The 22,203-nt window shown below is 63.6% G+C and carries 22 protein-coding genes; 11 read left to right on the top strand and 11 right to left on the bottom strand.

The genetic code is table 11. The annotated features are described in order from the left end of the window. Positions 1-25 precede the first annotated feature (25 nt). Positions 26-571: a retropepsin-like aspartic protease family protein gene (locus G3T16_RS18275; protein WP_232059157.1), complete on the top strand. Its 546-nt coding sequence runs from the start codon at positions 26-28 to the stop codon at positions 569-571. A gap of 214 nt (positions 572-785) precedes the next feature. Beyond that, complete coding sequence (locus tag G3T16_RS18270; RefSeq protein WP_163496476.1) at positions 786-1,997, top strand: GGDEF/EAL domain-containing response regulator; 1,212 nt, start codon at positions 786-788, stop codon at positions 1,995-1,997. 72 nt (positions 1,998-2,069) lie between these two features. Here G3T16_RS18270 and G3T16_RS18265 read toward each other — a convergent pair whose 3' ends face one another. After that, positions 2,070-2,357, bottom strand: coding sequence for a hypothetical protein (locus G3T16_RS18265; protein WP_163496475.1), 288 nt, complete (start codon positions 2,355-2,357; stop codon positions 2,070-2,072). 363 nt (positions 2,358-2,720) lie between these two features. Between G3T16_RS18265 and G3T16_RS18260 the strand changes: the two genes are divergently transcribed. The 4 genes from G3T16_RS18260 to G3T16_RS18245 are packed head-to-tail and all read left to right on the top strand — an operon-like array spanning position 2,721 to position 11,335. Next, positions 2,721-5,411: a PD-(D/E)XK nuclease family protein gene (locus G3T16_RS18260; protein WP_163496474.1), complete on the top strand. Its 2,691-nt coding sequence runs from the start codon at positions 2,721-2,723 to the stop codon at positions 5,409-5,411. Then, positions 5,408-8,599, top strand: a complete 3,192-nt coding sequence (locus G3T16_RS18255) for a UvrD-helicase domain-containing protein (protein ID WP_163496473.1) — start codon at positions 5,408-5,410, stop codon at positions 8,597-8,599. Before G3T16_RS18260 ends, G3T16_RS18255 begins: the two co-directional genes overlap by 4 nt. Further along, entirely contained in the window at positions 8,596-9,732 is a 1,137-nt protein-coding gene (locus G3T16_RS18250) for a YcjF family protein (RefSeq protein WP_163496472.1), read from the top strand. The genes G3T16_RS18255 and G3T16_RS18250 overlap by 4 nt, the downstream gene beginning before the upstream one ends. Next, on the top strand, positions 9,725-11,335 hold the full coding sequence (locus tag G3T16_RS18245; protein ID WP_163496471.1) for a GTPase family protein: 1,611 nt from the start codon (positions 9,725-9,727) through the stop codon (positions 11,333-11,335). The genes G3T16_RS18250 and G3T16_RS18245 overlap by 8 nt, the downstream gene beginning before the upstream one ends. Here the strand turns inward: G3T16_RS18245 and G3T16_RS18240 are convergent. Continuing rightward, complete coding sequence (locus G3T16_RS18240) at positions 11,318-11,476, bottom strand: DUF3309 family protein (protein WP_163496470.1); 159 nt, start codon at positions 11,474-11,476, stop codon at positions 11,318-11,320. The two genes, G3T16_RS18245 and G3T16_RS18240, sit on opposite strands and share 18 nt — an antisense overlap. Before the next feature lie 141 nt (positions 11,477-11,617). After that, on the bottom strand, positions 11,618-12,388 hold the full coding sequence (locus G3T16_RS18235; RefSeq protein ID WP_163496469.1) for an alpha/beta hydrolase: 771 nt from the start codon (positions 12,386-12,388) through the stop codon (positions 11,618-11,620). 113 nt (positions 12,389-12,501) lie between these two features. On the opposite strand from G3T16_RS18235, the gene G3T16_RS18230 reads away from it, so the two are divergent. Together G3T16_RS18230 and G3T16_RS18225 are read left to right on the top strand one after the other, a co-directional pair. Beyond that, a complete protein-coding gene (locus G3T16_RS18230; protein WP_163496468.1) occupies positions 12,502-12,744 on the top strand; it encodes an antitoxin in 243 nt (80 codons plus the stop codon). Then, positions 12,741-13,154: a type II toxin-antitoxin system VapC family toxin gene (locus G3T16_RS18225; protein WP_163496467.1), complete on the top strand. Its 414-nt coding sequence runs from the start codon at positions 12,741-12,743 to the stop codon at positions 13,152-13,154. The genes G3T16_RS18230 and G3T16_RS18225 overlap by 4 nt, the downstream gene beginning before the upstream one ends. 121 nt (positions 13,155-13,275) lie before the next feature. On the opposite strand, the gene G3T16_RS21335 is transcribed toward G3T16_RS18225, so the two are convergent. After that, positions 13,276-13,926, bottom strand: coding sequence for a glycosyltransferase (locus tag G3T16_RS21335; protein WP_197911746.1), 651 nt, complete (start codon positions 13,924-13,926; stop codon positions 13,276-13,278). After that, positions 13,878-14,420: a tRNA-queuosine alpha-mannosyltransferase domain-containing protein gene (locus tag G3T16_RS21330; protein ID WP_197911745.1), complete on the bottom strand. Its 543-nt coding sequence runs from the start codon at positions 14,418-14,420 to the stop codon at positions 13,878-13,880. Before G3T16_RS21330 ends, G3T16_RS21335 begins: the two co-directional genes overlap by 49 nt. 125 nt (positions 14,421-14,545) lie before the next feature. Between G3T16_RS21330 and G3T16_RS18215 the strand changes: the two genes are divergently transcribed. The 3 genes from G3T16_RS18215 to G3T16_RS18205 all read left to right on the top strand — a co-directional run bounded on the left by G3T16_RS18215 (position 14,546) and on the right by G3T16_RS18205 (position 15,482). After that, entirely contained in the window at positions 14,546-14,773 is a 228-nt protein-coding gene (locus G3T16_RS18215) for a hypothetical protein (RefSeq protein ID WP_163496466.1), read from the top strand. 231 nt (positions 14,774-15,004) lie between these two features. Next, a complete protein-coding gene (locus tag G3T16_RS18210; RefSeq protein ID WP_163496465.1) occupies positions 15,005-15,238 on the top strand; it encodes a CopG family transcriptional regulator in 234 nt (77 codons plus the stop codon). After that, the gene (locus G3T16_RS18205) at positions 15,225-15,482 is read left to right on the top strand and encodes a type II toxin-antitoxin system RelE family toxin (RefSeq protein ID WP_163496464.1); all 258 of its coding nucleotides are present in this window, start codon (positions 15,225-15,227) and stop codon (positions 15,480-15,482) included. The genes G3T16_RS18210 and G3T16_RS18205 overlap by 14 nt, the downstream gene beginning before the upstream one ends. Here G3T16_RS18205 and G3T16_RS18200 read toward each other — a convergent pair. From G3T16_RS18200 to G3T16_RS18175, 6 genes are all read right to left on the bottom strand, one after another. Then, positions 15,448-15,858 carry a DUF3127 domain-containing protein gene (locus G3T16_RS18200; RefSeq protein WP_456298655.1) on the bottom strand — a complete coding sequence of 137 codons (411 nt, stop codon included), beginning with the start codon at positions 15,856-15,858 and terminating at the stop codon, positions 15,448-15,450. The genes G3T16_RS18205 and G3T16_RS18200 overlap by 35 nt on opposite strands. A 123-nt stretch (positions 15,859-15,981) precedes the next feature. Next, a complete protein-coding gene (locus tag G3T16_RS18195) occupies positions 15,982-16,566 on the bottom strand; it encodes a hypothetical protein (protein WP_163496463.1) in 585 nt (194 codons plus the stop codon). 96 nt (positions 16,567-16,662) lie between these two features. Next, positions 16,663-17,139 (bottom strand): hypothetical protein, encoded by a 477-nt coding sequence (locus G3T16_RS18190; RefSeq protein WP_163496462.1) that lies wholly within the window; start codon positions 17,137-17,139, stop codon positions 16,663-16,665. A gap of 51 nt (positions 17,140-17,190) precedes the next feature. Further along, positions 17,191-19,815 (bottom strand): AAA family ATPase, encoded by a 2,625-nt coding sequence (locus G3T16_RS18185; RefSeq protein ID WP_163496461.1) that lies wholly within the window; start codon positions 19,813-19,815, stop codon positions 17,191-17,193. Beyond that, complete coding sequence (locus G3T16_RS18180) at positions 19,812-21,026, bottom strand: metallophosphoesterase family protein (protein WP_163496460.1); 1,215 nt, start codon at positions 21,024-21,026, stop codon at positions 19,812-19,814. Before G3T16_RS18180 ends, G3T16_RS18185 begins: the two co-directional genes overlap by 4 nt. A 587-nt stretch (positions 21,027-21,613) precedes the next feature. Next, complete coding sequence (locus G3T16_RS18175; RefSeq protein ID WP_163496459.1) at positions 21,614-22,027, bottom strand: DUF3293 domain-containing protein; 414 nt, start codon at positions 22,025-22,027, stop codon at positions 21,614-21,616. Positions 22,028-22,203: the final 176 nt, after the last annotated feature.

The following is a 22,203-nucleotide window of genomic DNA, read 5'->3' as shown; positions in this document are numbered from 1 at the left end:
AGCGGCATGAGGCAGGAGTGAGTATTTGCGCGAAGGCATGGGCATGAACGACGAGGCAAGGGCACACAAACGCATGGGCCTGACGATGCAGGCGCTGGCCTGGCTGGTGTTCATGGCACTGCTGGGGTTCTTCTTCAACGATCTGCTGGATCGGCAGCACAACCCCAACCAGGCTCTGGAGACCCGCTACGCCAAGGATGGCATTCGCGAGGTCGTACTGCAGCGCAACCGCCACGGCCACTATGTCACCAGCGGCGCCATCAACGGCCAGCCGGTGGTGTTCATGCTCGACACCGGCGCCACCGGCGTCGCCATTCCCGAAGCCGTTGCCCGGCGGCTGGCGCTGGAGCCGGGCCGCGCGTTCCGCACCCAGACCGCCAACGGTGTGGCCATGTCCTATGCCACCCGCCTGCAAAGTGTCAGCGTGGGCGAGATCGCGCTGCACGATGTCAGTGCCGGCATCGTTCCCGGGCTACAGACCAGGGAGGTCCTGCTGGGCATGTCCTTTCTCAAGCACATTGAATTTACCCAGCGCGGCGACCAGTTGATCCTGCGGCAGTACCCCGGCTGAGCATGCTCACGGACTCCAAATCAGGGACTCCAGCCTGCTCGCTTCCGGCCCTCAATCCTGCACCGGCAATGCAATACCGATAATCGCCAAATACCTTGCACCCGTAGCCTCAGACATGGAGTATGGGCAGTGAGCGCCGGTAATCAGAACAGTTTTCCCGCGACTGGCGGTCTTCCGCCGGCAACGGCAGAACCGACCAGAGTATAACAAGCCTATGGCACCGGATTCCCAAGCGCGCCGCCTGCTCACCCTGGACGATGACGCCGATGTCAACGTCACGGTGTGCCTCATCGCGCAGCAGATCGGCTTCGAGGCCCGTTCCACCACGGAGCCGGCGGAGTTTTTCCGCCTGCTGGCCTGCTGGTCGCCCAGCCATATCATCGTCGACCTGGTGATGCCGAATATCGACGGTATCGAGATCATCAAGCGATTGCCCGACTACAATACCCCGGCCGCCCTGATCATCACCAGCGGGCTTGGCAGCCGGGTGGTAGAGGCTGCCGCCAGGGCGGCAACGGAAAGCGGCCTGGAGGTGGCCGGCCTGCTGCCCAAACCTTTCACTCCCGCTGACCTGCGCCAGTTGCTGGCAGCACCCAGCAGCGTCAGGATTTCCCACAGCCAGAATGTGCCGGTGGCGGACGACAGCGAGGAGCAGTTTGCCATTACCGAGCAGGTGCTGGCGCAAGCCCTGCGCGAACGGCAATTCACGGTGTTCTACCAACCCAAGCTGTGCTGCACCACCGGCCACCTGGTGGGTCTTGAATGCCTGGCACGGTGGCAGCATCCCACGCAGGGCATGCTGTTCCCCGATCGATTCATTCCGCTGGCGGAGGGCTCGGGCCTGATCGCGCAGCTGACGGAGCAGATCTTCGTCCAGGCACTGGAATGGTTCGCGGCCCATTGCCACGGCCAGAATCTGCAGATCGCGCTCAACCTGTCCGCCAAAACCCTGTCGTCGCCGGAATTTCCCGACTGGGTTGCACAGCAATGCACGCGGCTCGGCGTGGCACCCCAGCAGGTCGTGCTCGAGGTGACCGAAACCAGCAGCATGGAAAATCCGGTCGCCACACTGCAGATACTGACCCAGTTCCGGATCAAGGGTTTCAGCCTGTCCATCGACGACTTCGGGATCGGCTATTCCTCGCTGATCCAGCTGGCCCGGCTGCCGTTTTCAGAACTGAAAATCGACAAGATGTTTGTGATTTCGGCGCCCTATTCGGAAGAGTCCCAGAAAATCGTTTCCGCGGTGATCAGTCTGGGTCGCGCCCTGAACCTGAGTGTCACCGCCGAGGGCGTGGAGGATGCCTGGACCCTGCAGTATCTGAAGGATGCCGGCTGTGATTACGCCCAGGGCTTCCTGTTCTCGCGCCCGGTGGATGGCGAGGCCTTCCTGGCGTGGAAGCACTCCCGCGAGCCGACAGTCTGAGCGCAAAGTGACCGGTAAAAAAAAGGCCCGACGTCCTGCGACGCCGGGCCTTTGCAAAAACAGCCGGTGATGTCAGATAGCCCGTTCCAGCTTCGCGGTCATCCTGGCTTCCAGTTCCCGGTTCAATTGCTCGGCAATCTCATCCATGGTATCAGCCATTTTGACTTCGACATTGCTCGCGTGCATGGCATCCGTGCCCTGGGTCATTGACGGACCTCCGTGGCGGACCACCGGAGCATCATTCATCGCCAGGGTCAGGCGTGAGTCCGCTTGTGCGGGTTCCCCTGCGAACGCTGAAGTGCTCAGTACGGCAGTCAGCACCAGGGTGCCAATGTTGGCTATTCCAGCCACAGTTTTCATTCCATCTCTCCTTTGAATATGCGACCAGAAACCGGACCACCCGACCTGTCATCGCAATGTGTTACCTTAATGGCGCACATGGTAACACAAATACCCAAATTGCAATAAGCTGCGCTATGAATAATATTGTTATTTATCGGGCCGCCGCTGTCACTGCAGTTCGAACCAATCTCTGTTAATTTTATATCCTATTGTTTTTATTATATTTAAATAAAATTACGGCGACTGGACTGAAAAGTGTGAAAAGTACCAAGCAGCCTGTTCCGGCCTTCTGAAAAAAACGTTACCCTCCGAATTCGCGCTGTCTGTGTTCCTTCCAGTACACTGGACCCCCACCTGCAGCCTGATCAGAGACCGCACACCATGCCCACTGCCGTCGGTACCATTGATGTCAGCCTCGCCCTGAAAGGTGACGCGGCCACCCCTGAACGTCCGGCCGACAGCCTGGGATTGGTGCACACCGGGCCCAGAGGCCTGCTGCAGCTGCTGGAGACCCGGCTCGGCATTCCCGCCGCCGAGACGCCCTTCAGTTCCCGCCTGATCCAGTACCTCGCCTGTATCGACGAGACTGACCGCGGCGGCCAGTTTTACCAAGCCTCCTGGGAGGCAGATCCCTTCGCCGTGGCCCGCAGCCTGCTGCAGTGGCGCGATCACTGGTACGAAGCAGGCTGGAGCGGTCACTTCCCGCCCGCGGCACCACCGCGACTGACCGCGATGGCGGCAATAGAAACACTGGCGCGGGAGCGGGTGGCAGCCGGCACCGGACAGCGCCTGCAGCGAGTGATCGCACTGTTGCCGGAGCATCCGGTGGCGCTGCGGCGGATAACGCTCGCGGACCGGCTGGAAGATTTCCCGCCGCTGTGGCAGCAACTGCTGACCACCCTGGAACTGCCGCTGGAGCACACTGCTGCGCCACAGCCCGCTGCAGTCGAAGGCAGCGACCTCCACCGGGTACAGCAATACCTGCTGGCGCCGGGCCCGGCGCCGCTGAACCTGCGCGGCGATGGCAGTCTGCTGGCACTGCAGGCGGATGCCCCCGCCGCCAGCGCGCCCCTGATCGCCGCGCTGACCGCCAGGCAATTGGCGACAAGCGGCAACGCCGGACCGGCCATTCTCGCCGAGCAGCGCGGTGACTTGCTGGATGAAGCACTGGAAGCTATCGGTGCGCCGCGCCTGGGTTTCGGTGCCAGCTCGGTCTGGCGCCCGCTGTTCCAGCTGTTGCCGCTGGCCTGCGAGCTGTTGTGGGAACCGCTCAATGCCAGGGCGCTGTTCCAGTTCCTGTCACATCCGGTGGCTCCGATTCCGGCCCGGCAACGGGAGCGGCTGACACAAACTGCCGCCGCAATCCCCGGCATCGGCAGCGAACAATGGCAGCAGGCGGTAGCGGCCTGCCTGGAACAAGAGGAACCCGCCCAGCGCACCCGCCACGCCGAGAATATCCGTTACTGGCTGGAACCAGAGCGTTTTCCGCCGGAACAGGGCGCCGACACGGCGACGCTGGAACGGCGCGCCCAGCGCCTCGCCAGCTGGTTGGGTGCGGCGCAGGAGGCGAGTAGCGATGAGGCACTGCGCTCGCTGTACACCATCGCCATCAACCAGGCCGTGGAATTCGAACGGGCACTGCAGCGGCTGCAGCGTCATGGCCGTGACCGGCTCAACCGTGACCAGGTACTGCGCCTGATCGACGACGTCCGCGGCAGCGGTTGTGACGTGACCGACCGCGGCGCCGAGCTGGGTCCGGGACCCGGCCGGGCGCTCGCCGCCAGCCACGCAGGCGCCTTCCGGGAGCCGGTGGAGCAGGTGATCTGGTGGGACTGCCAGGCCAGCGGCCGGGTCCGGCGCTGGCCCTGGTCCCGCGCCGAGCGCAGCGCGCTGGCCGCGCACGGGGTGCAGCTGCACAGTGAGGCAGCGCAGCTGCAGTGGCAGGCGCGGGCCCAGCTGCGGCCATTGCTGTGCGCCCGTCAGCAATGCCTGCTGGTGTTGCACGACGACGCCGAGCGCCCGCACCCGGTATGGGACCTGCTGCAAAGCCTCAGCCGCAATCTGCCGGTGCTGGACGCTGCTGACCCTGCCACCGCCGCGCGGCTGGAGCTGCCACAGCAGGCACTGTCAGCCCGTTCACTGCCCGCCAGGAGCCGCTGGTGGCAGTTGCCGCTGGGTAACGCCATAGCACCCCGCGAGACGGAATCCTACTCCAGTCTGGAGGCCTGCCTGCACAGCCCCTATCAATGGGTGCTGCGCTATTCGGCCCGCATCCGGTCCGGCTCGCTGGTCACGCTAAGCGACGGCAGCCTGCTCAAGGGCAGGCTCGCCCACCGCCTGTTCGAGCTGTTTTTTGCCGCTCAGCCGGACATTGCCCAGATCGCACCGCAGGCCATCGCGGCCTGGGTTCAGCGCCAACTGCCTGCACTGCTGCAGCAGGAGGGCGCGCTGTTGCTGGAAGCCGGCCGTCAGGCTGAAGCCGAGCGCTTCGGCAGCCAGCTGCAGGAAGCCCTGCAGGTACTGGTGGAACAGCTGCAGCAGGCGGGCGTCACCCGGGTGGCGATGGAACTGCCACAGCAGGGCCAGTTCGCCGGGGGTACTCTCACCGGCACCATTGACCTGCTGGCGACCACCGCGGACGGCCGCGAGGCCATTGTCGATATCAAGTGGGGCGGACGCCGCTACCGCCGCGACAGCCTGCTGGCCGGCAGCTATCTGCAGCTCGCCACCTATGCGCAGCTGCGCCTGGCTGCGGGTGCCGGCCAGACGCCCCTGCTGAGCTACTTCATCGTCAGCGACGCCCATATGCTGAACCTGGACCACGGTTTCTTTCCGGAGGCCGAACGGATAATACCGGACACCCAGGAGGGGCCGGCCCGCTTCTGGCAGCGGGTGGAGGCCAGCTGGCGCTGGCGCCGGGCCCAGCTCGACCGCGGCCTGATTGAAGTCACCGTCGCCGGCACCGAACCCGGCCCCGAATCGGACCCCGGCGACGAGGGTCTGCCCATGCCGGCAAGCAGCGACCGCTTCAACGAGTATCTCGTGCTCACTGGCTGGGAGCCCAACGCATGAGCGCCAATATCCGTTTCATCAGCGCCGGTGCCGGCAGCGGCAAGACCTGGAGCCTGACCGAGCGGCTGCGCCGGATGCTGGCAGCCGGCGAGGTGGCGCCGGCCGGTGTGATCGCCACCACCTTCACCCGGCTGGCGGCGGCCGAACTGCAGCAACGGGTGCGCCGCGCGCTGCTCGCCGAGGGTCAAGCCGCAATCGCCCAGCAGATGGACCAGGCCCTGATCGGCACCGTAAACGGCGTCTGCGGAGAGCTGCTGCAGCGCTTTGCCTTCGAGGCCGGCCTGCCGCCGGACCAGCAGGTGCTGGACGAAGCCCAGGGCGAGCTGCTGTTCTACCAGGCCATGGAACAGGCCCTGGCGGGCGAGCCCGCGCAACTGCGGCGGATGAATGCCCTCAGCCACCGGCTGCGCATCGTCGACCAGCGCAGCGGCCAGCAGAGCTGGCGCCAGGAGGTCAAGCGCATCGTGGACGCCGCCCGCGCCAACAACCAGGGCGCCGATGACATCCGCGAACTGGGCGAGGCCAGCGCCGCCGAGCTGTTGGCACATTTTCCGGCAGCCTGCCATGAGGACCTGGACGCCGCCCTGCTGGGTGCTGTCAACCATGCGCTGGCCGGGATCGACGCCGGCACAGACAGTACCAAGGCCACCCGCGACTACCTCTCGCGGTTGCAGCAGACCCAGGCAGCGCTGATCAAGCGACGCCTGAGCTGGGCCGAATGGATCGCGCTGGCCAAGGCCCGTCCCGGCGCCCGCTCGCGCGATTTCAGCGAGCGCGTCGCTGCAATCGCCTGTCGCTACGATGAACATCCCGGCCTGCGGCGTGACCTGCGCGACTTCTGCGAGCAGGCCTTCACCATTGCCGCCGCCAGTCTGGCCACCTACCAGGATCTGAAAACCCGCAAAGGGCTGATCGACTTCGTCGACCAGGAGCAGCGCCTGTACCAGTTGCTGGACCACCCCACCGTGGCTGATACCCTGCGGGAAGAACTTCAACTGCTGATGGTGGACGAGTTCCAGGACACCAGCCCGATCCAGCTGGCACTGTTTTTGAAGCTGTCGACCCTGGCGCAGCAGGTGATCTGGGTGGGTGATACCAAACAGTCGATCTACGGCTTCCGCGGTGCCGACCCGGCGCTGATGGAGGCGGTGCTGGCGCGCGTCACCGCCGACGGCAGCAAGCCGGAAGTCCTGACCCGCTCCTGGCGCTCGCGCCCGTCATTGGTGCAGTACTGCAACGCCCTGTTCGTACCGGCCTTCGCCGATCAACTGGAGTCCTCACAGGTAGCGCTGAGCCCGGCGCGGGAGGAACTGCTGCAGGACCCGGCAGTGGAGCTGTGGCGCCTGGGCGGCCGCAACAAGAGCGGCCGCGCCGCGGCATTGGCCAGTGGTCTGGCCGGCCTGCTGGACAGTGACCGCAGGATCGTCGACAAGCAAAGCGGTGCGCCGCGGCCACTGCACGCCGGCGATATCGCCGTACTGTGCCGCACCCACGCCAACCTGGGTGAAGTCGCGAGCGCGCTGGCCGACGCCGGGCTGCCGGTTCGTTACCAGCGCCCCGGATTGCTGCATACCCCCGAGGGCCGCCTGGCGCTGGCCTGCCTGCGCCGCCTGATCGACCCACTGGATACCCTCGCCAGCGCTGAAATCGTGGCCCTGAGCAACTGCGAGCGGCCCGAGCACTGGCTCAGCCAGCGATTGGCGTATCTGGCGCAGCCGCAGGCCAGCACCTACCGCTGGCTGGAAGACCAGGCCGATGGACCACTGGCCGCGCTGGCGGCGCAGCGTCCACGGCTGGCACTGTTGACCCCGGTGGAAGCGCTGCGGGTCGCACTGGACGCCGGCCAGGTGCGCCGCAGCGCCTGGTGCTGGGGCCCCACCGCCCAGCGCAGCCAGCACCGGCTCAACAATCTCAGCGCGCTGCTGCGCCATGCCGGCGACTACCTGGACCAGTGCGGCGCCCGCCGTGAGCCCGCCACCAGCGCCGGGCTGGTGCTGTGGCTGCAAGCGCTGGCGGAAGCGGAACGGGACAGCCAGGCCAGCGGCGAGCACGAGGACGCGATCCAGCTGGTGACCCACCACGGCGCCAAGGGCCTGGAATGGCCGGTAGTGGTGGCGATGGACCTGAGCTCGGAACTGAAGCCACGCCTGTGGGGCCTGACGGTAGCACCCTCCCCCGAGCCCCTGAGCCTGGATCAGCCGCTGGCGCAGCGGCGCCTGCGTTACTGGCCGGCATTCTTCGGCAACCACAGCACCGGCATCCCGGTACTGGAGTCGATTGCCGCCAGCGACAGCGGCCAGGCTGCGATGGCGCGCGAGATCCAGGAAGTGAAGCGACTGTTGTATGTCTCCCTGACCCGGCCCCGGGACGGCTTGATCCTGACGATGGACAGCGAAAAGAACGGCGGCCCGTGGATGGATACGCTGGGTGCCCACTGGATGCTGCCCGAAGGCGACAGCCTGACGCTGCCGGACGGCAGCCAACTGCCCACCAGCGTGCAAAGCCTGGCCGCGACAGAGTTGCCATCACCGGCATCCGCCTGGCAGCCCAGCTGGCTGCCGGCCCATCCACCCCTGCATGAGCCGCTGCCCCTGCGGCAGAACCCCTCCGCGCTACCGCCCCTGGCCGATGCCGGCATCGGCGAGATCATCGACCTGGGCACGCGCCTGCCGTTGGGCCGCGACTGCGATCCCGCCCAGCTCGGCTCAGCGTTGCACGCGAGCATCGCCTGCACGCTGCTGGGCCACGGTGACGAGGCCAGCCACCGCATTCTAGCCGACCATGATCTGCAGGACGTGCTGACAGTTGAGGCCGTGAGCGAATGCAGCCGGCGCCTGCTGCAGCTCATCGAGCAGCGGTTCCGCCCCTCGACGATCTACCCCGAACACCCGGTCAACTATACCGCAGCCAACGGCCAGCTGATCAAGGGCCAGATCGACCTGCTGCTGGACACCGCCGACGGCTTCGTGATCATAGACCACAAGGCCTCCCCCAAGCCCCGCGGCGACTGGCAGCAGGAGGCACTGAAGCATTCCGGCCAGCTGGAAGCCTATGCCGAGGGCGTGCGCCGGGCCACCGGCAGACCGGTGCTGGGCAAGTGGATTCATTTTGGCGTGACAGGAGGGCTGGTACTCCTTCAAGATGATTTTGACGGTGTACCAGTTTCACTGCAATCTATGTCCCCATGAAGGATATTGCCGCGAAGCTCTACAACCACATCCTCAATCCGCCAGCGGACGCCGAACTGGCGCGGGCGAGGGAGATGGCGGGCAGCCAGCTGCCTACCATCTGGCTGCTGGGCAAGACCGGCGCCGGCAAGACCTCCATCGTCCGCCAGCTGACCGGCCACAGCCGCGCCGAGATCGGCAATGGCTTCCAGCCCTGCACCAGCAACTCCAGCCGCTACGACTACCCCCCCGAGCACCCCGTTGTACGCTTCCTGGACACCCGCGGCCTGGGTGAAGCGAGCTACGACGCCGACGAGGACCTGCGCCTACTGGGCGAAGGCAGCCACGCCCTGTTCGTGGTGCTGCGGCTGCGCGATGCCGAGCGCAGCGCAACGCTGCAGGCGCTGACCCAGATCCGCCGCCACGCGCGCCATATACAGCCCGGCCATATCGCGGTAATCCACACTGCGGTGCTGGAAGTCACCGATGCCCATGACCGCCAGCGAGCCGTCGCCGCGGCCCAGCAGGCCGTGGAGCAGGCCTGGGGCGGGCCGGTGGCACACTGTGAGGTGGACTTTCCCGAGCCCGAGCGCGGCGATGAGTATCCCGATACGGTGGGCGCAGAGGAACTGGCCGGGCTGATCGCCGCCAAGGTTCCCGAACTGCGTCTGTGGTTGCGCGAGCAGGCCGGTGCCGCCGGCGCCAGGAGCAGCTTCCGGCGCCTGAGCGGCGAGATCCTGTGGTACGCCGGCGCGGCTGCCGCCAGCGACGCGATTCCGCTGGTGGGCCTGGTCAGTGTGCCGGCGGTACAGGGCAAGATGCTGCACAGCCTGGCACAGAAATACGGCGTCAGCTGGAGCCGGCGCAATGTCAGCGAGTTCGTCAGCGCGCTGGGCACCCTGTTCACGCTGCGCTACCTGGTGAGCCTGGGAGGCCGCCAGTTGGGCAAACTGATACCGGGCTTCGGCCAGCTGGCGGGCTCCGCCTTCGCCGCCAGCGTCAGCTATGCCAGCACCTATGCCCTGGGCCGCGCCGCCTGCAGTTACCTGTACCACAAACAGGCCGATATTCCGCTGGATGACGGCAGCATCCGGCAGGTCTATCAGCGGGCCATGAAGGAAGGCAGGGACGCGCGCAGGCAACCCCGTGATTAATTCCTGGCGCCGCTTCCGCGACACGGTCGCCACCTTGCTGCAACAACGCAGCAACGAGTTCTATGTGGTGGCGCTGCTGCTGTGGCTGCTGCCGGCGCTGGCACTGACCGTGCTGGGACTCATGTACCTGTGGCAGAGCGGCTGGTTCTGGTGGTTCAGCGGCGGTCTGCTGGTGCTGACGCTGATTTCCTGGGTGGCGCGCCGCACCATGTCCCGCTCCGCCAGGGAGGCCATCGCCCGGGCACCCCACCTGGACCCGCGCCCCGATTGGTCGGCGCACGACCAACGCATCTGGCAACAGGCCACTGCCCGCATCGCCGATGCCGGGCTGATCCAGACACCCTGGGAAGCCATCCCCCAGGCCGCGCTGGATCACCTGTTCTTTGTCGCCAGCGCCTACCACGGCGACGACCCCGATGCCCGCTACGCCTTTACCCTGCCCGAACTGCTGCTGATGCTGGAAACCTGGAGCCGCGAATACCGGGCCCAGGTGGTGCAAACCGTGCCGCTGGCCCGGCGGCTGAAGATTTCCCGGCTGATGCACCTGTCCCGCTCTACCGACAAGCTGCGCAACGTCTACCGCTATGCCTCGCCACTGGTGCGGACGTTGCGGGTGGCAGTGAACCCGGTCACCGGTCTGGCGCGCGAAGCCGCGTCCCATGTGGCCATGAGCATGTTCAGCGAATTGAACGAACACATGCAGAACAACCTGAAAGTCACACTGTTCGAACAGGTGACCCATGTGGCGATAGACCTCTACAGCGGCAGGCTGAAATTGTCGGCCCCGGAACTGGCCAGCTATCGCGACAGCCTGACCCAACCCGAGGCGGTGGAACTGAAGCCCCTGTCCGTGCTGGTGGTCGGCCAGATCAATGCCGGCAAATCCTCGCTGGTCAACGCACTGAAAGCGCAATGTGTCGCCGAAATCGACACCCTGCCCAGCACCGAAGGCTTCGACTGTCACCACCTGCAGCTGGACGATGCCCTGGAACTGTATCTGATCGACAGCCCCGGGCTGGACGGCAACGAACAGACTACCCAGGCCCTGCTGGAACAGGCCGCGCGGGCAGACCTGCTGTTGTGGGTCAGCCAGGCCAACCAGCCGGCAAAGGAACTGGACCGGCAGTTGATGCAGCGCTGGCAGGCCTTCTTCAGCCACCACCTGCAGCGGAAAAAACCGCCGCTGCTACTGGTGACCACCCACAACGACCAGTTGCGCCCACGGGCCGACTGGCAACCACCCTATGACCTCGAGGACACCGACAATCCCAGGGTCGCGGCCATGCTGGATGCGCTGCGCTACGCCCACGAGACCATTGGTTTTGCGGCGGATGAGCCCGCGGTGCCCGTGGCCCTGCCACCGGACGGGGCCCACTTCAATCTGGAGGTGCTGCGGGAATTGCTGCAGACGCTCAGCGACCGGGCCCGCGCAGCCCAGCTCAACCGCCAGCGGCTGGAAGCCGCCGACAGTGGCACGTCACTGTCACGGATTCTGCAGCAGACTGCGGGACTGGTTCGTTACGGGAAAATATTGGCACTGAAAAAACCGGCCGCCACAAAACGGCGGCCGGAACCGGACCCTGCATCAGATGTGCCCGAGTAACACCAGCACCAGTATGATCACCAGCACCAGACCCAGGCCGCCACTGGGGCCGTAACCCCAGCTGCTACTGTAGCCCCAGGTTGGGAGGGCCCCTACCAGCATCAGCAGAACAATAATCAGAACAATTGTACCAATTGACATGCGCCTTCTCCTTGCGGCAGCCGACATCGTCATACTGCGCCCGGATTACACCCGGGTCGGTACGTTAGCGCACAATGCAAATTTGGCATCGACGGGCGGCCAACTGGACAGGCGTCCGGCCACGATGGAAGGGAGGTTCTACTACCGCTGGCGATCCCCTCCCCGCGCGGCGAGCTCGGCGCAACACGCCGTCAGCCTGGACAGATCCTGCACTCGGGACAGCCGGTGATCACCGTCCTTCACCAGCGTCAGTACAACATCGTCACTGGTGAGCGACGCAAGCAGCCTCTCCGCGTACTGCCACGGCACGTCCGGGTCGCGCATGCCCTGGAGGATGCGGACCGGTCCCTCAAACGGGATCGGAGCACCCAGCAGCAGCCAGCCGCGTCCGTCCACGATCAACCTGCGCGTGATCGTATACGGTTCACCGTATTGCGACGGTCGCAGGGTATATCCCCTGGTCCTCACTTCTTCGCGCGCCTGTTCAGGCATTGTTGCCCACAGAAGGTTCTCGGTGAAATCCGGCGCCGGGGCAATCAACAGCATGCCTTTCACACGTGCTGGCCGCGCCAGCGCCACAAGCAATGCCAGCCAGCCGCCCATGCTGGAACCGACCAGCACCACGGGGCCGGAGCTCAGCGCGTCGATCACCGCCAGAGCATCCTCGCGCCACACCGACACACAGCCCTCTTCAAATACCCCTTCAGACTGACCGTGGCCGCTGTAGTCAAAGGCGAGAAAGCCATGTCCCGTTGCAGCGGCCCAGGCCTCCAGCGCCGCGGCCTTGGTCCCCGTCATGTCTGACTTGAAACCGGACAGCCAGACAAAGGTGAGGTCTGTGCCGTCGCGCGGTGCGCTGCAACGGTAGGCGAGCCGATGCCCTTCGGGCGAGGTAAAAGCCGCTGTCGTCATACTCTGGGTTCCTGCTGTGACACATCCGCCCCTACCGGACGAAATGACCCCGTTGATTTGGTCGAACACATGGCATATGCTTGGGCCTATGCCATGATCAGGAGGGTATTGGAATGACCACCTCAGAACGCCATGTACGCCTTTTTCGCAATGGGCGCAACCAGGCGCTGCGCATTCCTCGTGAGTTCGAGTTGGAGGGAACCGAAGCGCTCATCCACAAGGAGGGTGATCGTCTGATCGTGGAACCGGTCCGCAAAGGCCGGCTGCTGGCCATACTGTCCTCGCTGGAACCCCTGGACGAGCCTTTCCCCGATGTGGATGAGGACCTGCCCCCGCTGGATGACAAGGCGCTGTGAATGGACGGCCGGCGTATCTGCTGGACACCAACATGCTTTCCGACCTGGTCCGCAATCCACACGGCACGGTGGCAGACCGGATTGCCGCTATCGGCGAAGACAGCGTCTGCACCAGTATCGTGGTTGCAGTGGAACTCCGCTACGGTGCCGCCAAATCGGGTTCGGAAAAACTTGCCGGCCGGATCGACCTCCTGCTCTCTGCCATTGAGGTCCTGCCACTGGAAGCACCGGTCGACCGCCGGTATGCGGAACTGCGCCATCACCTGACGCGCCAGGGAACACCCATCGGGCCCAACGACCTGCTGATCTGCGCGCATGCCCTCGCGGCAGGGCTAACCGTCGTGACCGCCAATGTCGGGGAATTCTCCCGAGTGCCAGGCCTGAAAGTGGAAAACTGGCTGCAGGAATAGTTCGTGACAATCGCGGGCGCTCGCATCAACACCAACGCAGGCTCTACTGCGCCAGTAGCTCGAAATCCCGGTTGCAAGCTTGCGAAACCGGATCCATCTTCGCCTGAAGCTTGTATTTCAGTCAGTATGGCTCGCGCCATACGATTGGATTCTGCCGCAACACATCGGCCCATGCCGGGGCGAGTGCGTCACTGTACCAACGCGAGACATCGACCGGCGGTGGCGGCTCGCCCGTCAACCAATCCCGCAAGCGAGCCACCAGGGCCTGGGAATCATCCTCGGGGTAGCGGCAGCCCGGAGGGTATTGCTCCGGGTAACACAGCGCATCCGGCACCAGTGGCCTGACGCCGGCACTCGCGGCCTCCAGCATTGCCAGCCCCTGAAACTCGTGGCGCGCGGTACTGACGGCAATGCCGGCGCGGCCCAGCAGCGCCCGGTATTCGTCCAGCGGCAGCCGGCCGTCGGCGACAATGCGCTCCGGCAGCGCCTCCCGCAGCCGCGCCAGCGCCGGCGGCACCCGGCGCGGACGCTTGCCCAGCAGCGCGAGCCGAAACGGTACGCCCTCGCCCGCCAATTCAAGCATCGCCTCGGCAAAGCGCTCCGGCGCCTTGTCGTGCTCCCAGCGGTGGTTCCACAGCACCAGGCCGGGATCCCGCTGCGCTGCGGCGGGCACCGGGTCAATCGGCACCGGACAGATGGTGCTCTTTGCCCCCAGGCGCTCGACTATGCCCGCCGGCACCGCATCCGGCATTTGTTCGAGCAGCCCCGCCACCCCTGCAGATAGCTGTCGCGGTTGAAGGCGGAATTGAACAGCAGCCGATCCGCCGCCAGCCCTCCGTACAGCTGCACCATCCGCGGCTCCAGCCAGTGGCTCTGGCGATCACTGAGTGGATAGGCAAACTGGTTCTCGTGGAAGTAGTACAGCGCCGGCACACCAGCCAGGCGCGGGTGCAGGCCCCGCAGCGTCGCCAGGTCCACCATCGAGGTGGCCAGCAGCAGGTCCGGCGTCTCCGGCGGCAGCGCGTCCAGCCACGACAGCGGATTGCCGCGAATGCGCCAGGCAAAATGGCGCCCGGGCAATTCCAGCCGCTGCCACTCCAGCTGCGGCTGGGAGGCCAGCAGCCAGTCCGCCCAGGCGGCGTGGCTGTCGGCGCGGTAGGCAGAAAGCAGCCACACCCGCGGGCGCCGGGCAGAGGTGTCAGTGATGAATGGATTGGACAAAACGTGCATGGTGATGGTGTACCACACCCCTGAGAGGCTTGTCATGCTTGGCGTAAACGCGGTGAGAGGCTATTCTTGTGACGACACTGGCATTCGATTCACTGCGCTACGCGCGCCGGCTCAGGGAAGCCGGCGTTCCGGAGCCGCAGGCGGAGGTGCAGGCATAGCTCATGGCCGAGGCATTTGGCTTTTACGCCGACAACATCGTGACCCGGGACTACCTGGACGCGGTATTGCGCTCGGGTTTCGGGGAGCATGACCGACGGCTTGAGCAAATCGAGCAGCGCCTGGAAAAACTTGAGCCATTGCGAATTCAAACAACTCTGCACTCATTCATGTTGGGACTGATCGTACTGGTGCAGGTAGTACCGCAGCTGCAAGTCTGGCTGGCGCCCTGAGCGGCTCACCACCCTGCCTCCATCGCTCACACCAAATACTGACACCCACGCCCTTCCCGGTGGTCCAGGTTCCTTTGTGTTCGAGGCATCCTATCCAATTCCGGACATAGCCAGTGAGCAAGTTGCATAGAGGTCAGGGCGACATCAGCCGCCCGGCCACCGGTGTCGCCTGGACGCTTTAACGTTTTAGCGCTATAATGACGACCCTGTACTCTGGCCAGGGCGACGCCGATGACCACCTCCACCAAGCGCTCTACCATCTATTTTGACCAGGACCTGCACGCCGCATTGCGGCTGAAGGCCGCTCATTCCGACAAGTCACTCTCGGAACTGGTCAACGAAGCCGTCAGGGCCTCACTGGTCGAAGACCAGGAGGACCTCGCCGCTTTTGAAGACAGGGTAAAGGAACCCAGAATTACCTATGAAGCGCTGCTCAATGATTTAAAGAAGCATGGCAAGCTATAAACTGCTGTTTCGCAAATCGGTTACTCGCGATCTTCGCCCACTACCGCAAAGGGATCTGAAGCGCATCCTTGCCAGAATAGAAACCTTGGCGGAAAACCCCAGGCCCGTGGGCTGCGAAAAGCTTTCAGGACAAGAACGCTATCGCGTCCGCCAGGGGGTGTACCGGATCATTTATGAAATCGATGACGCGGTGGTTACCGTAACCATTGTCAAAGTCGGCCATCGTCGCCATGCTTACCAGTGAGCGGGCTGCTCCGATCAAAACGGAATATCGTCATCGCTATAGCCCGGATCCCCGTCCTGGCCGGGCATACCCTGGTAATCGCCGGGATCAGCTGCGGGCACGGATGAGGCATCCGCAGCAGAGATCTTCCACCCCTGCAGATTGTTGAAATAGCGCCCGTTGTATTCCCGGCCCCGAATATCGAACGTGACCGTGACTTCCTGCCCGGCTGCAGGCCGTCGAGCAGGGAGATCTTGTCCTGCACGAATTCCAGGTTGATCTCCTGCGGATATTTGCCATCTTCAACTATGACCACCATTTCGCGCTTGGTAAAGCCGCTGTTGAAGGTCTGCGGTTCCTGGATGAGTTTGATCTTGCCGGTCAGGTCGTAGGCCACGCGCCTGGTCTCCTTGTGTAGTGGATGAGAGGTACCGATCGGGTGACGCTGGCGTTTCCGCGGAAACGCGGGAACAGCTCGCGGTCGTCCCGCGAGAGCCTCCAGAGGCGAACTGCTCGCGTGTTAGTTATTGTCGTCAATTATCAGCTCCCCGCCTCGTATCTCGAATCCGTGAAGAAATGGGTATTCATCTTTAATTTCCGAAGCTTTGTGAAGAGTATGAACCACAGAATTTATATCTTCCCTAGCTCTTTCTGTATTCTCAATAGTGCAATATTTCTCCCAATCCGTTTGAGCACGAAATGACCACGGGTCTTTTTGATATACTTCTAAAGACTCTATTCTCATGTCTTTGAGTGTAATAGATTTTCCATGAGCGATATCATTTCTAAAACCAAAAAGCCTTATTATAGTTTGTTGCGGGCGACACCCGAAATCAGCTTTCAGCCCTACTCTCTCAGCCAAAACTTCAAATTTTGCTTTGGGGCTTAAACGTTCTATATGCGACCATGTTTCAAACAAAGATGGGCCCAAGTGATTCAGATATGCCTCAAATGCAAATGCAGTAAATACCAAGCTCCCCATCAATTTATGATGACGCCCTCTTTCATCTTCTTTGCCTAACTCAAGCAGTACGAATGATGTGTGCCACAGCTCTGTATATGTGCGGACATGGCGCTCAGCAGTGACTTTTACATTTTTGTTCAATGCTACACTCCCATTAGAACTACCGCAGCGGCGACGAACTCGCGGGGCGGTTTTTGGGTCCAGCCGCGTAGGGGCGAACTGCCGGTTTGATATACACTACCTTGATACGGTGCATCTAAAATCACCTTGCGTCCCATCCTCATTAAGCCATCTTAGAGCAATCGGATAAACTTGTTGTGTTACGGATAACGGAATGAAAGCTGTCAACGTGAAATCCTCACCAGGATTCAAGGATGGGTAGGGAATTTTTTGTTTGTAATCGCCAGAAACCAGCGGGTTATAGCTATCGGGATCTTCGATGCGAATCCATATATCCTTGGCAGAAGCCTCTCCTAAATTTGATACTTGTAGCCTAATACCTCCGGAGTCTATGAGCTTCGCCCCAAGAGTTGTTTTCTGCCTAGCTGCATCTTTGGCTTCGTACTCTTCGATCTGCCTTCTGCTTAGCTTGACATGAACTTTCTCGAATTCGACAAGCTCTGAGTGTGTTTTTCTTGAGCGATAAAGTGCCAAGCATGAAACAAAGATAGCTAGGAGTGATGTTATCAGACTTAAAATTTCAAATTTTGCCATGCGATCTCCCGTGACACATAACGGCTAATTGTACGGGCCACGCCGTATAACTCACAACCTCCTCACCCCCACCTCCCCCAAATACATAAACCGCCCCGGCGTACACGTCAGCACCACCACCTGCGCATCGCGTCCCGCCGCGGTAATCGCCGCGCCCATGCTCTGCAGGCGGCTGGGATCGGAAAAGCCCAGGGCGTCGTCGATGATCACCGGTACGCCGCCCTGGTCGGCGACGATGCGGGCGGCGGCGAGGCGGGTGAGGATGCCGAGCTGCTCCTTGGCGCCGACGCTGAGGGAGTCGAAGGGTACGGTCTGGCCCTGGCGGGTGACGTTGAGGATGGTCCAGTCTTCGGCCAGGGCGATGTCGAAGTCGCTGCCGAAGACGATCTTGCCCAGGTTGCGGATGCCCTCCCGAAGGGGGGCTACATAAGCCTGGCGGGAGGCGTCGCGGTGTTCGTTTAGCGTCTCCCACAGTAACTTCGCCGCGGCGGCGCGGCGTTCGGTGGCGGCCAGGGTGTCCTCGGCTTCTGTCAGGGCCTGCTCGGCGGTTTCCAAGTCCTCGAACAGACCGTTGGCCTGGGCGCGGTCCAGGCGGCTTTTTAGCACGGCCTGTTCCTGTTGCTGCTCGATGATGTCGCGCTCGGCTCGGCCCAGGGCCTTGGCGGCGTTGTCCCGCTGCAAGCGGGCGCTGTCCGGGTCTTGCGCCTGTAGTTCGGCGCGCAATTGTTCCAGTTCAGCGTTGATGGCTGTCAGCCGCTGTTCGCGTTCGGCCACGGCCCGCTCCAGAGCGTCGTCAGGCTCGGCCTCGCGCTCTTGCGCCAGGCTGGCGCGCTTGTCTTCCAGCACGCTGGTGAGGGCGTTGACTTCGGTGTCAGCCTGCTGTCGTTTCGCCTGGCCGCGGGTGAGTTCGTCGCGCTGTTCTGCGAGCCGGCCGCCTTCCCGATCCAGTTCGGATTCGCAGGCGTCCAGGGCTGCGCGGGCAGTGTCCAGTTGCGCCTTGGCCTCGCGCTCGTTTGCGGGGAGGGTCTGGCCGGGCTCGCGCTGTTGTTGGGCGTCTTCGCAGGTTTGCTGCAGACGTGCGCAGTCTGCCTGCAGAGTTTCTTCGTCCGCGCCCTGCAGGGTGTCATCCAGGCGCTGGCGAGCGGCGCGCAGTGATTGTTCGGCATCGGCTCGCTGTTCGTCCAGGGTGATGGCCTGCTCTACGCTGGGTGCCTGGTAGCGCGCCAGCAGCGCATCCAGTTCCTGCTGTCGGGCTTCCACTTCCGCCGTCAGTTCACCGGCGGAGGCTGCGGGGGCGATGGTGATGCGCGCGAGTTCAGGGATCTCGATCTGCAGACTCTCTGCCACTTGCCGTTCCAGCGGCGCGTCGGGGCTCAGGCTGATGGTTTCGCCGTCGAGGCTGAAGTCCGCCACTTGCAGTGCTTCGATGCGCAGGCGGGTGGCGGCATTGTCGCGGGTGCGGCTGGCCACCTCCAGCGCGCTGGCCGCGGCCTGGATGTCCCTGCGGCCCTCGGCGGTGATGTGAATGCCGGCCAGGGTATTGCGCAGTTCCGTAAGCTCGCCGCGCTGGGTCTGCACCCGTTCCAGCAGTTGTTGCAGGCGGGACAGTTCGGCGCTGTCCTGCACGCAAGCGGCATCGCGCTGGGCCTGCTGCAGTGCCTGCCGCAGAGTCTGACGCCGGCTTTGCAGGTCTTTGAGGGCGGCATCTCCGGCCTGCACGATTCCGTCCAGCTCTGCCACCTGTTCGGTGAGGGGCAGCAATGCGGACTGCTGCTGTTCGAGGCCCTGTTCCCGGCGGGCGATGTCCGCCGCCAGGTCCCGGCGCTTCTGCCACTGGTTGCGGGCGTGAGCCAGCAGCTGTTGCAGCGGCTTGCCCTCCTCTTCCCGGGCGCTCAGGCGTGCCTGCAGCGTATCGATGGCCTGCCAGCGCTGTTCGTGCTGTTCCCGGGCCGCCTGCAGCTCAGGCAGCGCGCGCTGCAGCCGGGAAATTTCCGCGGAAACGTTTTCATGGCGGCGCAGGTCACCCTCCAGATCCCGCAGGGTGGTCTCGAGCTGCTGTACCTTCTCCCGGTGTTGCTCCACGCGCTGCTGCTCGTCGCCGTAGCGCGGCTTGCCGGTCTTCAGGGTGAAGTAGCGTTCGTACTCGGCCTGCACTGCGCCGAACAGGGCGCTTTCCTCACCGCTGACCCCGGCGCCGCCGGCGGCGTTGTCCAGCGCCCGGGCCAGTCCGTCGGAGTCGGCCAGTTTGACGCCGCCAATTTCCTTGCCCTGCTCCACCAGCAGGGCATCCCACAGGGCCATGTCCATATGGTTGCTGAGGATGTCCCAGGCGCGGTTGTGGGCATCGTCGCCGGTGAGTTGTTCCGCCTGCGGTGCGAGGATGCGCAGCTCGGTGGAGGATTTGCGGTTGTAGGTCTTGCTGTAGTGGAAGTGGTGATCGCCGCAGCGGATTTCGGCGACAACGCTGCTGCCCACGTCCTCGCCCACTGGCTGTACTGCCTGTACTTCCCGCTTTTTGGAGCCGGACTTTTCCCGGAACAGCATGCGCAGGGCCTCCACCAGGGAGGACTTGCCAACCTCGTTGGGACCCTCGATCAGGGTGACGCCGTTGTCGAATTCGATATGGCTGTGGCTGACTGCACGCCAGTTCTCCAGGGTGAGGGTGAGCAGCCTCATGCGCCGCTGCTCCCGCCATTGCTGCCGGCGCTTTCTGTCTCGCTGCCGGCGGCGTTCCCTGCCTGACTTCCGGCGCTCCCTGTCTGGCTGCCGGCACCTCCGGCCAGCCGGTACATCAGGCGCAGTGCATCGGTGGCCGTGTCGTCGCTGGCAGCCTGGGCCAGCAGGGCCTTCCAGGTGGCATCGGCGTAGCCACTCAGGGCAATGGCGTTATCGTCCAGCGCATCCGGGATTACCGCCAGGTCCGTGGTACGCTCGCGGCGCTTGAGGCTGGCGAATACGTGGGCCTGGGCCTCAAGCAGGGCATCCAGTTCCGCCGCCAGCGCCAAGTTGACGCTGCCGGTGAAGCCGACCTTGAGCACGGTGCATTCCTTGCCGCGGATGGCATCCAGCCACTGGGCAAAGGCGGCAAGGTCTTGCGGCCCGTTGATGTCGCGCTGCAGGGCCTGGAATTCCCAGAAGCCGACCGTGAGGGGCGTGAGTGTGCAGGCATCATTGGCAAGCTCCACCAGCAGCGCCCGGTTCGGGTCCACTTCATCGAAGTCGGTCACCAGCGGCGTGCCGGAATAGCACAGGCGGTCGCTGCTGCCGACCCTGGTCAACGAGTGTCGGTCCCCCAGCGCCACGTAGTGCACGCGTCCCTCCGCCAGCGCCTGTTCCAGCAGTGCCTGGTTGACCACGCCGGGCTGGGCCTGGTCCGGCGCCAGCGAGTCCACCTGGCCGTGGCCCAGCAGGATGCGGGTGACGCCCGGCTCTGGCTCCAGGTTTTTCAGGGCCCCGGCGCAGAGGTCCACCGCGGGCCGCTTGCTGAACCAGGGCGCGCCGACCACTTCCACATTGGATACACCCGGCACCGGGATGGGGGCGCTGTCGGTGACGACGATCAGGTGGTCACGGGCTTTTTCGCGGAAGGTCTTGCTGCGGAAAATGGAGGAAGCGTCGAGCGGGTCGTGGTTGCCGGGCAGCAGGAACACCGGCACGGGCACGCTGTTCAGCGCATCCAGCGCGCGGCTCAGGGTCTGGGCGGAAAGCTGGTTGGACTCGAACACATCTCCCGCCACCACGATGAATTGCGCGCCGTGCTCCGCGGCCAGCTGTCCCAGCGTTCGGATGGCGTCGATACGTGCCTGGCTGTAGCGGGCGGCCGCTTCCTGGCTGAGGAAGGCGCGCGTCATGCCGATCTGCCAGTCGGATGTATGGATGAATTTCACGTGTTGTTGTATCCCCCCGCTTGAGTATGGGGGAATTGACGCCCCCTGCCTATGCACAATGTGGTTGGCTTTGATGGATGTCACAGTAACCGCGTGACAGGGAGCTGGCCATAGTGGATGGGCGTACAGGTCGCGTTTTCACGCAGGTGTGGCTACAGGTTGGTTCGGGATGGACGGTATGTGCAGTTTTGGTGCCGGAGTGGGCATGCTTGGTGCCGGATTGGGCATGCTTGGCGATTAACGGCAATAGGGTGCATTGACGAAGGAAATGCACCAGTCTCATCACCTTGAAGGAGTACTACGGTGTATTAACGAAGGGAATTCACCAGCATCTGGGCTTGATGCGTTTCCTTTGTCAACGCATCCTATGAAAACTGAACCCGTCAAAATCATCTTGAAGGAGTATAGGGTGCATTGACGAAGGAAATGCACCGGCCTCATCTTGAAGGAGTACTACGGTGCATTGACGAAGGAAATGCACCAGCCTCTGGGCTTGATGCGTTTCCTTCGTCAACGCATCCTATGAAAGCGGAGCTTCGTTGCGGGATGGTGTGCCAAGCCAGCAACATCAGGTGCCGCATGGCGTCTCAGGTTAGCAATACCAGTTGCGGCACGGCGTCGGTATCCGCCCAGAGCAGTGCATTCTGGCCGAACTGACAGCACAGCAGGCGCGCTTCCTCCAGTGGCAGGCCCAGCACCAGCACGCTGGGCTCGGCGGGCCATTGATTGGTGGGATGCCGGCCGACAGCCGGCAGGCAGGCCAGGCCCCGCGCGGCCAGCTCCGCCTCCAGTTGCCGCTGGCGGCTCGTGTTGGCCGCCTCATCCAGGCGTTGGCTGGCGGGGTTGCAGGCGGTAATAAAAGCGCTGCAACTTACCCCCTCTGCGCGATACAGCAGGGCCAGCTCAGCGCTGGGCTGACCCACCCGCAGCACAATCTCCGGGTCGCCCTGCACCCGGTAGTGGGTTTCGCGATAGGCCTGCAGCGTCGCAGCGTCCAGCATTCCCTGTTTCCTGTTTCCTGTTTCCTGTTTCCTGTTTCCTGTTTCCTGTTTCCTATTCGCTAGTCCCTATTCCCTATTCCGTATTCCGTATTCCACATTCCGCACTCCGCACTCCGCACTCCGCACTCCGCACTCCGTCTTCCGTCTTCCGTCTTCCGTCTTCCGTCTTCCGTCTT

It is taken from the genome of Kineobactrum salinum (assembly GCF_010669285.1).
GTDB classification, from domain to species: Bacteria; Pseudomonadota; Gammaproteobacteria; order Pseudomonadales; family Halieaceae; genus Kineobactrum; species Kineobactrum salinum.
The sequence above is the reverse complement of the archived record's forward strand: the minus strand, read 5'-3'. Positions and strand labels throughout refer to the sequence as shown.

Bases quoted from the DNA above. Each gene is read 5' to 3' on its own strand.
- G3T16_RS18270 (WP_163496476.1), top strand. From the start codon at position 786: ATGGCACCGGATTCCCAAGCGCGCCGCCTGCTCACCCTGGACGATGAC.
- G3T16_RS18265 (WP_163496475.1), bottom strand. From the start codon at position 2,357: ATGAAAACTGTGGCTGGAATAGCCAACATTGGCACCCTGGTGCTGACT.
- G3T16_RS18260 (WP_163496474.1), top strand. From the start codon at position 2,721: ATGCCCACTGCCGTCGGTACCATTGATGTCAGCCTCGCCCTGAAAGGT.
- G3T16_RS18255 (WP_163496473.1), top strand. From the start codon at position 5,408: ATGAGCGCCAATATCCGTTTCATCAGCGCCGGTGCCGGCAGCGGCAAG.
- G3T16_RS18250 (WP_163496472.1), top strand. From the start codon at position 8,596: ATGAAGGATATTGCCGCGAAGCTCTACAACCACATCCTCAATCCGCCA.
- G3T16_RS18240 (WP_163496470.1), bottom strand. From the start codon at position 11,476: ATGTCAATTGGTACAATTGTTCTGATTATTGTTCTGCTGATGCTGGTA.
- G3T16_RS18235 (WP_163496469.1), bottom strand. From the start codon at position 12,388: ATGACGACAGCGGCTTTTACCTCGCCCGAAGGGCATCGGCTCGCCTAC.
- G3T16_RS18230 (WP_163496468.1), top strand. From the start codon at position 12,502: ATGACCACCTCAGAACGCCATGTACGCCTTTTTCGCAATGGGCGCAAC.
- G3T16_RS21330 (WP_197911745.1), bottom strand. From the start codon at position 14,420: ATGACAAGCCTCTCAGGGGTGTGGTACACCATCACCATGCACGTTTTG.
- G3T16_RS18215 (WP_163496466.1), top strand. From the start codon at position 14,546: ATGGCCGAGGCATTTGGCTTTTACGCCGACAACATCGTGACCCGGGAC.
- G3T16_RS18210 (WP_163496465.1), top strand. From the start codon at position 15,005: ATGACCACCTCCACCAAGCGCTCTACCATCTATTTTGACCAGGACCTG.
- G3T16_RS18205 (WP_163496464.1), top strand. From the start codon at position 15,225: ATGGCAAGCTATAAACTGCTGTTTCGCAAATCGGTTACTCGCGATCTT.
- G3T16_RS18190 (WP_163496462.1), bottom strand. From the start codon at position 17,139: ATGGCAAAATTTGAAATTTTAAGTCTGATAACATCACTCCTAGCTATC.
- G3T16_RS18185 (WP_163496461.1), bottom strand. From the start codon at position 19,815: ATGAGGCTGCTCACCCTCACCCTGGAGAACTGGCGTGCAGTCAGCCAC.
- G3T16_RS18175 (WP_163496459.1), bottom strand. From the start codon at position 22,027: ATGCTGGACGCTGCGACGCTGCAGGCCTATCGCGAAACCCACTACCGG.